Source organism: Inquilinus sp. (assembly GCF_057815775.1).
Genome location: NZ_JBYRFX010000774.1, coordinates 1 through 10,338 on the forward strand (window position 1 = coordinate 1; position 10,338 = coordinate 10,338).

Genomic DNA, 10,338 nt, shown 5'->3' on the forward strand with positions numbered 1-10,338 from the left:
CGCGGCGGACCCGGCGGCGGCGCCCAAGACGGTGGAAGACCTGATCCCGCTGCGCCGCATCGGCACGCCGGCGCAGGTGGCCTGGGCCACGGTCTATCTGGCGTCCGACGAATCCGCCTTCACCACCGCCTCGATCCTGACCATGGATGGCGGCCGGTCGCTGGTCTATCACGACTGACCGGGCGGACCGGGATCACCACAATCGGGTGACGATGCCCTCGAACACCGAGTCAGCCGAAATCAGCGGCACGTCATGATGGATCGCGCTCGCGGCCAGCAGGCGGTCGAAGGGATCGCGATGCGGCCACGACATGGTGGCCGCATGCAGGCAGATGGTCGGCGTCAACTCGACGATGCCGCCACCCTGTTCTTCCAGGATCGCCGGCAGCCTGGAAACGAGATGTTCCATTGCCGGCCATTTCCCCAGCCGCACCTTCTGCCCGATCTCGAAGAACGAGATCGGGCTCAACAACACCGTCTGGGCCTGCTCGATCATCGCCCGGGCCTTGGCCGAGAGCCGGTCGCCCTCCGTCAAGGTCCAGGCCCAGGTGTGGGTGTCGAGGAGGACAGCCTTCATTTGCCGCCTTCCCAGGCCGCCAGATCGCTTTCGTCCAGAGGCTCGAAGAAATCCGGTGCCGGCCCGGCCACCTGTCCCTCGAGAATTCCGATCTTGAACTTGGTCTGCGGTATCGCGACCAGCTTGACCACGGGCTTGCGACCCTTGGCGATGACGACCTCCTCGCCAGACAACGCCGCCTCGATAAGCTTGGACAGATGGGTTTTGGCGACGTGCACGGTCACTTGCATCGGGTCCTCCGGGCTGGCTAGCTAAGTTAGTCAACTTGGCCCTGTTGGTCAAGTTAGCCAACCAGCTTTCGGGACCTTCTAAGGCTCGGTCTGGTCGATCCGGACCAGCACCTTGTCGATGCGGTTGCCGTCCATGTCGATGACCTCGTAGCGCACCCCGTTCTCGATGAAGCTCTCCGCCACCTTCGGCATGCGGCCGAGGTGCCAGAGCACGAAGCCGGCCAGGGTGTGGTAGTCGTCCTCCGGCGAACGCAGGCCGCGCAGGCGCAGCAGCCGCTCGACCTCGTCGATCGGGGTCATGGCGTCGACCAGCCAGCTGCCATCCTCGCGCCGCACGATCGAATAGCCGGCGGCGTCGATGCTAAGGTCGCCAACCTCGCCCGCGATCGCCGACAGGATGTCGCTCGGCGTCACCAGCCCCTCGACGCTGCCGTACTCGTCGACCACGATGGCGAGGTGGATGGAGGAACTGCGGAAGGTCTGCAGCAGCTTCAGGGCCGGCGTGCCGTCCGGGACCACCAGCGGCGGCCGCATGATTTCGGCGATGTCGAGCGGCCCGCCCTGCAGCAGGCGGTCGAGCATGTCCTTGGTCTGGACCATGCCTTCGACCTCGTCGAGCGTGCCGCGCGCCACCGGGAACCGGCTGCAGCCGCCGGACGCGATGGTCTTGCGGATCTCGTCCAGGCTGTCTTCCAGGTCGATCCACACCATCTCATGCCGCGGCGTCATGATCGAACGCACGGACCGGTCGGCCAGCCGCAGCACGCCGTCGATCATCTCGCGCTCGGCCTCGACGAAGACGCCGGCCTCGGTGCCTTCGGCGATCAACGACTTCACCTCCTCCTCCGTCACCGTCTGGCTGGGGACGGAGGAGATGCGGAGCAGGCGCAGCACCAGCTCGGTCGAACGCTGCAGCAGCCAGACCACCGGCGCCCCGACCATGGCGATGCGCTGCATCGGCCGGGCGACGCGGGACGCGATCGTCTCGGCATGGTTCAGCGCGATGCGCTTGGGCACCAGCTCGCCGATGATCAGCGAGAAATAGGTGATGGCGAACACCACCAGGGCGAAGGACAGCCCGTCGGCCCAGGGCCCGACCACCGGCAGGGTCTGCAGCCATTCGCGCACCGGCACCGACAGGGTGGCGCCGCCGAAGGCACCGGCGAAGATGCCGACCAGGGTGATGCCGACCTGCACGGTCGACAGCAGGCGGCTGGGGTCTTCGGCGAGGGTGAGGGCGGCGCGGGCGCCGCGGTGGCCGGCATCGGCCATGCCTTGCAGGCGGGCGCGGCGGGCGGAGACCAGCGCCAGTTCCGACATCGCGAAAAAGGCGTTGAGCAGAATCAGCAGCACGACGATGACGAGTTCGACGATCATCGGCGGGCGCTAGACGGAGGTTCGTCCGTCTCTTCATTTGCGGCGGGCATAATGATCCTCTGATACGCGGTCGGGCGGCCTCTCGTCCACCATGTCTCTGTTGCAGTGCCGAAGAAGCCCGTCCGGAAGCGCGGCAATTGGCATCGCGGGCTTCCTGCGACGGGCTGCCTCCTGTATGAGGCCGGGACCGAGACGAGAGCCCCGAGAGGCCATGCCGCGCCAGCCGATCTTGAATGTCCCGCCGATCACCCTGTGGCTCAGCGTCGTGATGGTCGCCGTCTTCGCCGTGATCAACCTGCTGCCGGAAACGCTGTGGGGACCGATCATCAACCGCATGGTCGTGGTGCCGCAGTACTTCGCCCTGATCAGCCAGTGGACCATCTTCGACGCGCTGACCGTGGTCTCCTCGCTGGTGTTCTACGCCTTCGTTCATGTCGCGCCGATCCACCTGGTCGGCAATCTCGGCTTCTTCGCGGCCTTCGGCAGCATGTGCGAGCGCCAGTTCGGCCGGCGACGCTATATCGTGCTGCTGCTGGCCACCACGGTTGCCGCGGCGGTGGTGCAGATCGCCGCCAGCTGGGGCCAGGAGATCCAGCTGTTCGGCGCGTCCGGCGCGGTGTCGGGCTGCATCGGCGCCTTCTGCCGGCTGATGCTGGCGACGCACGATCCTGGCCGGCGGCGGCTGGCGCTGAACCTGATCGGCTTCACCATCATCGCCAATGTGCTGTTCGCCCTGTTCGGCGGCGGGCTGATGGGACTGGACGCCCAGGTCGCTTGGCAGGCCCATATCGGCGGCTTCCTGGCCGGATTTGCCCTGGGAACACCGCGGCGCACGTAACACAGCGCCGCAGATTCCGAAGACTCGCCGTTGCAGGCCGCGGACGCCCCGCCTATATGACCGTGGAAGCAACGCCGCCCGTGGCGGCATATGTTGATTGGGGGTCCTGGCGGTGCCTCACCGAGGGCCGGCCCGACCTGCTAAAGGAATGAGGAAGAGATGAGCAAAGTCATCGGTATCGACCTCGGCACCACGAATTCCTGTGTCGCCATCATGGATGGGCCGCAGGGCCGGGTGATCGAGAACGCGGAAGGCGCGCGCACCACGCCGTCGATCGTCGCCTTCACCGAATCGGGCGAGCGGCTTGTCGGACAGGCGGCCAAGCGCCAGGCCGTGACCAACCCCGAGAACACGATTTTCGCGGTCAAGCGCCTGATCGGCCGCCGCTATGACGACCCGATGACCCAGAAGGACAAGGACCTGGTGCCGTACCAGATCGTGTCCGGGGACAATGGCGACGCCTGGGTCGAGTCGCGCGGCCAGAAATACGCCCCCAGCCAGATCTCCGCCTTCACCCTGATGAAGATGAAGGAGACGGCCGAGAATTTCCTGGGCGAGAAGGTCACGCAGGCCGTCATCACCGTCCCGGCCTATTTCAACGACAGCCAGCGCCAGGCCACCAAGGATGCCGGCCGGATCGCCGGTCTCGAGGTGCTGCGCATCATCAACGAGCCGACGGCGGCTGCCCTGGCCTATGGCCTGGACAAGAAGGCGACCGGCACGATCGCGGTCTACGACCTCGGCGGCGGCACCTTCGACATCTCGGTGCTCGAGATCGGCGACGGCGTGTTCGAGGTGAAGTCGACCAACGGCGACACCTTCCTCGGCGGTGAGGATTTCGACGCCAAGATCATCGACTACCTGGCCGAGGAGTTCAAAAAGGAGCAGGGCATCGACCTGCGCAAGGACAAGTTGGCCTTGCAGCGCCTGAAGGAAGCGGCCGAGAAGGCGAAGATCGAGCTGTCCTCGTCGGTGCAGACCGAGGTCAACCTGCCCTTCATCACCGCCGACGCGTCCGGCCCGAAGCACCTGAACATCAAGCTGACCCGGGCGAAGCTCGAGGCGCTGGTCGACGACCTGATCCAGCGCACGGTCGAGCCGTGCCGCGCCGCGCTGAAGGATGCCGGCCTGAAGGCCAGCGAAATCGACGAGGTGATCCTGGTCGGCGGCATGACCCGCATGCCCAAGGTCATCGAGACGGTGAAGCAGTTCTTCGGCAAGGACCCGCATCGGGGCGTCAACCCGGATGAGGTCGTGGCCGTCGGCGCCGCGATCCAGGGCGGCGTGCTGAAGGGCGAGGTCAAGGATGTCCTGCTGCTCGACGTCACCCCGCTGTCGCTGGGCATCGAGACGCTGGGCGGCGTGTTCACCCGCCTGATCGAGCGCAACACCACGATCCCGACGAAGAAGAGCCAGACCTTCTCGACCGCCGAGGACAACCAGACCGCGGTGACCATCCGCGTGTTCCAGGGCGAGCGCGAGATGGCTGCCGACAACAAGCTGCTGGGCCAGTTCGACCTGGTCGGGCTGCCGCCGGCGCCGCGCGGCATGCCGCAGGTCGAGGTCACCTTCGACATCGACGCCAACGGCCTGGTCAATGTCAGTGCCAAGGACAAGGCGACCGGCAAGGAGCAGGCGATCCGCATCCAGGCCTCCGGCGGCCTGTCCGACGGCGACATCGACAAGATGGTGCGCGAGGCCGAGACCAACGCCGCCGCCGACAAGGCGCGGCGCGAGGTGGTCGAGGCCAAGAACCATGGCGATGCGCTGATCCATTCGACCGAGAAGCAGCTGGCCGAGTATGCCGACAAGGTCGACGCGGCCGACAAGGCGGCGGTCGAGAGCGCGGTGGCCGAGCTGAAGACGGCGCTGACCGGCGAGGACGCGGCCCAGATCAAGGCCAAGACCGACGCGCTGGCCCAGGCGGCGATGAAGATCGGCGAGGCGATGTACAAGGCCAGCCAGGAAGCCGGCGCCGCCCCCGAGGGCGAGCAGGCTTCGGCGAAGCCGGAAGAGGGCGTGGTCGACGCCGATTTCGAGGAAGTCGACGACGACAAGAAGAAGAAGTCGGCGTAACCGCGGGCGCATGATCGCGACACGCACCTGAAGGGCAGACACCGCCCCCGCGAGGTCCATGACGGGACCGCGCGGGGGCGATTTTCATCCGGGCCGGGGCCGTAGGCTCACCCGGTTCGGCACGAGGATCCGCATGGCGAAGCAGGACTATTACGAGCTGTTGGGAGTTGCGCGCGGCGCCGGCGCGGACGAGATCAAGAAGTCCTATCGCAAGCTGGCGATGCAGTTCCACCCGGACCGCAACCCGGGCGACAAGGACGCCGAACACAAGTTCAAGGAAATCAGCGAGGCCTATGACGTCCTGAAGGACGAGCAGAAGCGCGCTGCCTACGACCGCTTCGGCCACGCCGCCTTCGACGGCAGCGCCGGGGCGCGCGGCCCGAGCGGGTCCGATTTCGGGTCCGGCGGCTTCGCCGACATCTTCGAGGAGATGTTCGGCGACTTCATGGGTGGCAGGCGGGCAGGCGGCGCCCAGCAGCGGGCCCAGGCCGGCCGCGGCTCCGACGTCCGCTTCAACCTCGAGATCTCGTTGGAAGAGGCCTTCCTGGGCAAGCAGGCGACGGTCAAGGTGCCGTCCTAGGTCGCCTGCGAGGTCTGCGAGGGTTCGGGCGCCGAGCCCGGCAGCCAGCCGGTGACCTGCCCGACCTGCGGCGGCGCCGGCCGCGTCCGCGCCTCCCAGGGCTTCTTCACGGTCGAACGCACCTGCCCGGGCTGCGGCGGGCAGGGCCGGGTGATCAAGAGCCCGTGCCGCGCCTGCAGCGGTTCGGGGCGCACCCGCAAGGACAAGACGCTGAAGGTCGACATCCCGCCGGGCGTCGACGACGGCACCCGCATCCGCCTGTCGAACGAGGGCGAGAGCGGCGCGCGCGGGGCCCCACCGGGCGACCTGTACATCTTCCTGTCGATCCGGCCGCATGCGCTGTTCCAGCGTGACGGCGCCGATTTGTTCTGCAAGGCGCCGATCCCGATGGCGACCGCGGCGCTGGGCGGGCCGATCGAGATTCCGGCGATCGATGGCGGCCGTGCCAAGATCACCGTGCCGGCCGGCACCCAGTCCGGCGCCCGCTTCCGCCTGCGCGGCAAGGGCATGTCGGTGCTGCGCTCACCCGGCCGCGGCGACATGTATGTCGAGCTGCAGGTCGAGACCCCGGTCAATATCAGCAAGCGCCAGCGCGAGCTGCTCGAGGAATTCGAGCGCGAAGGCGGCGGCGGCAGCAGCCCGGAAAGTCAGGGCTTCTTCGCCAAGGTGAAGGAATTCTTCAAGGAGTAGCGGCGGCGGAATTTCTCAGTTTCGTCATTGCGAGCCCCGAAGGGGCGTGGCAATCCAGAGATCGAGCCGCTGGATCGCCGCGTCGCTGCGCTCCTCGCGATGACGTTTTGGGTAAACGCCGCCACCACCGAAGAAAGGCTGCCGCATGACCGCCGGCGACATCCCGCGCCCGATCGAAGGCGCCCTGAAGCTGGGCATCACCGGTGCCGCCGGCCGCATGGGCCGGATGCTGATCCAATCCGTGCTGGACATCGATGACGGCTCGATCGTGCTGCATGGCGCCATCGCGCATGAGGGCGGTGCCGGGGTCGGGCAGGATGCCGGCGTGCTGGCCGGGCGGCCTGCCTGCGGCGTCACCGTCGGCGACGACCCGGTGCAGCTGTTCGCCACTGCCGATGCGGTGATCGACTTCACCCGGCCCGAGGCATCGGTCCGCTTCGCCGCGCTGGCCGCCCAGGGCAAGGCGGTGCTTGTCACCGGCACGACAGGCTTTTCGGCCGAAGACCTTGCCGCGCTGGGCCGCGCCGGCCGGCACACCCCCATCATCCAATCCTACAATATGAGCCTGGGCGTGAACCTGCTGGCGGCGCTGGTGCGCCAGGCCGCGCGTGCCCTGGAGGCCGGCTGGGACATCGAGGTGGTCGAGATGCATCACCGGCACAAGGTCGACGCCCCGTCCGGCACCGCCATCCTGCTGGGCCGCGCCGCCGCCGAGGGCCGCGGTTTCGATTTCGATGCCGCCAAGGCGATCGACCGCGACGGCAAGCGGGCCGAGGGCGCCATCGGCTTCGCCAGCCTGCGCGGCGGCGACGTGGTCGGCGAACACGCCGTCATCCTGGCCGGCGCGGGCGAGCGCATCGAGCTGGCGCACAAGGCGACCGACCGCGGCATCTTCGCCCGCGGCGCCCTGAAGGCGGCGCTGTGGGGCCGCGGCCGCGCGCCCGGCCTCTACTCCATGGCCGACGTCCTTGGCCTGGCCCGGGAGACGGCGGCCCAGGAGATTGGGGAATGAAGACCCTCGGCCTGATCGGCGGCATGAGCTGGGAGAGCACGGCGATCTATTACCGCCTGCTGAACGAAGGCGCGCGCGACCGGCGGGGCGGGCTGCATTCGGCCCAGCTGCTGCTGTGGTCCTTCGACTTCGCCGAGATCGAGGCGCTGCAGGCTGACGGCGACTGGGACGGCGCGACGGCGCGGATGGTCGATGCCGCAAAGCGGCTGGCCGCCGGCGGCGCCGCGGCGCTGCTGATCTGCACCAACACCATGCACCGGATGGCGGACGAGGTTCAGGCCGCGGTCGACGTGCCGCTGATCCACATCGCCGACGCCACCGCCGAGGCGATCAAGTCCGGCACCGCCCGCCGCCCGGCGCTGCTGGCGACGCGCTATACGATGGAGCAGGATTTCTACAAGGGCCGGCTGCGCGACCGCCATGGCATCGATGTGCTGGTGCCGGATGAAGCCGGCCGCGAGCGGGTCCACAGCATCATCTATGACGAGCTGTGCCGCGGCATCATCCGGCCCGAGTCGAAGGCGGTGTACCTGGCCGAGATCGAGCGGCTGCGCGCCGCCGGGGCCGACAGCGTGATCTTCGGCTGCACCGAGGTCGGCATGCTGATCGCCCAGGCCGACCTGGACCTGCCGGTGTTCGACACCACCGTGATCCACGCCGACCGGGCGCTGGACTTCGCGCTGGGCTGAGGCCCGCTCTTATCCGCCCTCACTTTTCTTTGTCATTGCCGGGCTTGATGTTTAGCCCGGGGACATGGCGGACACCTGTTCGGAGACATGGCTGACAGGTTGTGAGTTGGTCAAGTCGATGGTGGCGATGAGGTGGCTGGCGAAGAAGATGCCGAATTGGCCGTCGGTGGTGAGGGTCCGGATGGCGACGCGCTCGCCGCGGAAGGCCTGCGGCACTTTCCAGGGCCGGGCCGCGGAAGCTGACATAGGCCTTGGTGGTGCCGACGCTGCGGACGATGTCGCAGCTGTCGTACTCGACCTCGGGCAGGCGCCTGGGCATGACCCGGGGGCTCGGCCGGTAGCGGCTGGCCGGAACCTGCTGCTTGAGCGCCTGGTGCGGGCGCTGCCAGTTGTAGACCTCGCGCCAGCGGTCGAAGGCACGCTGGACCGCGGCGAGATCGGAGAAGGCCTCCAGGGCGAAGACCTCGGCGGCGAGGGTGCGGTGGAAGCGCTCGATCTTGCCCCGGCTCTGCGGGTGATAGGGCCGGCTGTGCAGGACCCGGACGCCGAGCTTGAGCAGCCAGACGCCGAGCCGGGTCCAGTGCTCTCCCGAGGCATCCCCCCAGGGCGAGCCGTTGTCGACGAAGATCGCCTGCGGCAGGCCGTGGCGGCGGAAGGCCACCTGCAGATGGCCCTGCACGGTCAGGCTTTGCTGATCGGCGCAGGCCTGCAGGCCGGGCGCATAGCGCGAATGGTCGTCGAGCATGGTCAGGGGATGGCACCGCTGGCCCCCGACCAGCGGCACCCAGCCCTTGAAGTCCATCTGCCAGAGCTGGTTGGGCTCGTCCTTCTCGAAGCGCTGGAAGGGCTGGCCCGAGACGGCGGCTTCAGGGTCGATCCGGCCATGCCGGCGCAGGATCTCGTGTACTGTCGAGACTGCCGGCGGCTTGCTTCCGTCCTGGATCAGCCTGGCTGCGATCTTGCGGGCGCCCCAGGCCGGATGCGCATCGCGCACCGCCAGAACCGCCGCCTCCGTCGCTGCCGCACTGCGCCCAGGGCTCACATGCGGCCGCCGCGACCGGTCCGCCAGCTCGGCATCGCCTGCCTCCCATCGTGCCAGCCACTTGTAGCCCACATCAGGACTGACCCCGAACCGACGGCACAACTCCCGCCGGTTCGACCCTTCCTGCCCCGCCAGACGGACAAACTCCCGACGCTGCTCCATGACCGACACCTCATGCCACGCCATGGCTCGCCTCCCATGAAGCCTATGCCACGGCAGTATGTGTCAGCCATGTCTCCGAACACCTGTCAGGGATCTCCCCGGGCCATACATCAAGCCGGGCAATGACAGACAGAGATGAGTGGGCACCTCAGCCCCCGGGAATCCCGCTCTCGCCCAGGTCCCAGAACAGCCCGGTCATGATCTGCAGCCCTTCGCGCACCACCGGGGCCAGCAAATGCTCGTCCGGACCGTGCTGGCGGCAGCCGCCATAGGAATGCGGCACCCAGATCGTCGCCAGGCCCAGCGTGTCGGTGAACACCTCGTTCGGCAGGGAACCGCCGACATTGGGCAGCACCATCGGCGCGGTGCCCACGGTCGCGGCGATCGAGGCGGCGGCCCAGCGCGCCCAGGAATCGTCGGGGTCGAGCCGCGTCGCCATCATCGGCGTGCCCGATTCCGTCACCACGATGCCGTGGATACCCTGCGCCGCGAGATGGCGGGAGATGGTGCCGGGCAAATCCGACACATCGGTGCCGACGACGAAGCGCAGCTGGCAATGCACGCTGGCCGCGGGCGGGATCGCGTTCAGCGGCGCCGCCGGATTGCCGGTGGTGAAGGCCAGCACCTCCAGCGCGTTCCAGCCGAACACCCGTTCGGCGGGGCTCAGCCCCGGTTCGCCCCAGCCTTCCGCCAGCGGTTCGCCCTCGGCGTCCCGTTCGATCGGGATGCCGGCCAGGGCGCGGCGCACCGAGTCCGAAATCGCGGGCGGCCGCAGTCCCGGCACAAGGATGGTGCCACGGGCATCGACCAGCGCGGCGACGGCATTGGCGATGATGGTGCCGGGGTTGGGCAGGAGGCCGCCCCAGTTGCCGGAATGGTGATGGCCCTCGCGCAGCGCCAGGGTCAGGTCGAAATTGATCACGCCGCGAGTGCCGAGCGCGATCATCGGCCGGGCGCGGTCGAGCCGCGGCCCGTCCGACGCGATCAGCACATCCGCCGCCAGCAGGTCGCGATGCGCGGCGCAGATGGCGTCGAGCCCGGGCGACCCGATCTCCTCGCTGGTCT

At 68.3% G+C, this 10,338-nt stretch carries 8 protein-coding genes and 3 pseudogenes; 6 read left to right on the forward strand and 5 right to left on the reverse strand.

Going from position 1 to position 10,338, the window contains the following annotated elements:
- Window positions 1-31: 31 nt before the first annotated feature.
- The gene (locus AC3XYG_RS27315; RefSeq protein WP_489143035.1) at window positions 32-178 is read left to right on the forward strand and encodes an SDR family oxidoreductase; all 147 of its coding nucleotides are present in this window, start codon (window positions 32-34) and stop codon (window positions 176-178) included.
- A gap of 15 nt (window positions 179-193) precedes the next feature.
- On the opposite strand, the gene AC3XYG_RS27320 is transcribed toward AC3XYG_RS27315, so the two are convergent.
- From AC3XYG_RS27320 to AC3XYG_RS27330, 3 genes are all read right to left on the reverse strand, one after another.
- Window positions 194-577 carry a type II toxin-antitoxin system VapC family toxin gene (locus AC3XYG_RS27320; RefSeq protein ID WP_489143029.1) on the reverse strand — a complete coding sequence of 128 codons (384 nt, stop codon included), beginning with the start codon at window positions 575-577 and terminating at the stop codon, window positions 194-196.
- Window positions 574-807 (reverse strand): type II toxin-antitoxin system Phd/YefM family antitoxin, encoded by a 234-nt coding sequence (locus AC3XYG_RS27325; protein ID WP_489143030.1) that lies wholly within the window; start codon window positions 805-807, stop codon window positions 574-576. The genes AC3XYG_RS27320 and AC3XYG_RS27325 overlap by 4 nt, the downstream gene beginning before the upstream one ends.
- A gap of 78 nt (window positions 808-885) precedes the next feature.
- Entirely contained in the window at window positions 886-2,184 is a 1,299-nt protein-coding gene (locus AC3XYG_RS27330) for a hemolysin family protein (RefSeq protein WP_489143031.1), read from the reverse strand.
- Window positions 2,185-2,395: 211 nt separating this feature from the next.
- On the opposite strand from AC3XYG_RS27330, the gene AC3XYG_RS27335 reads away from it, so the two are divergent.
- The 5 genes and pseudogenes from AC3XYG_RS27335 to AC3XYG_RS27355 all read left to right on the forward strand — a co-directional run bounded on the left by AC3XYG_RS27335 (window position 2,396) and on the right by AC3XYG_RS27355 (window position 8,069).
- Complete coding sequence (locus AC3XYG_RS27335; RefSeq protein ID WP_489143032.1) at window positions 2,396-3,022, forward strand: rhomboid family intramembrane serine protease; 627 nt, start codon at window positions 2,396-2,398, stop codon at window positions 3,020-3,022.
- Between the two features lie 159 nt (window positions 3,023-3,181).
- Window positions 3,182-5,098: a molecular chaperone DnaK gene (gene dnaK, locus AC3XYG_RS27340; protein ID WP_489143033.1), complete on the forward strand. Its 1,917-nt coding sequence runs from the start codon at window positions 3,182-3,184 to the stop codon at window positions 5,096-5,098.
- Between the two features lie 133 nt (window positions 5,099-5,231).
- Window positions 5,232-6,368 (forward strand): annotated as a pseudogene (gene dnaJ, locus AC3XYG_RS27345) (molecular chaperone DnaJ).
- Window positions 6,369-6,552: 184 nt separating this feature from the next.
- A complete protein-coding gene (gene dapB / locus AC3XYG_RS27350; RefSeq protein ID WP_489143036.1) occupies window positions 6,553-7,380 on the forward strand; it encodes a 4-hydroxy-tetrahydrodipicolinate reductase in 828 nt (275 codons plus the stop codon).
- Window positions 7,377-8,069 (forward strand): aspartate/glutamate racemase family protein, encoded by a 693-nt coding sequence (locus AC3XYG_RS27355; RefSeq protein ID WP_489143034.1) that lies wholly within the window; start codon window positions 7,377-7,379, stop codon window positions 8,067-8,069. The genes dapB and AC3XYG_RS27355 overlap by 4 nt, the downstream gene beginning before the upstream one ends.
- A gap of 51 nt (window positions 8,070-8,120) precedes the next feature.
- Here the strand turns inward: AC3XYG_RS27355 and AC3XYG_RS27360 are convergent.
- Together AC3XYG_RS27360 and AC3XYG_RS27365 are read right to left on the reverse strand one after the other, a co-directional pair.
- Window positions 8,121-9,297 (reverse strand): annotated as a pseudogene (locus AC3XYG_RS27360) (IS481 family transposase).
- 124 nt (window positions 9,298-9,421) lie between these two features.
- Window positions 9,422-10,338: pseudogene (locus AC3XYG_RS27365) on the reverse strand (M20 peptidase family dipeptidase); the annotation flags it as partial.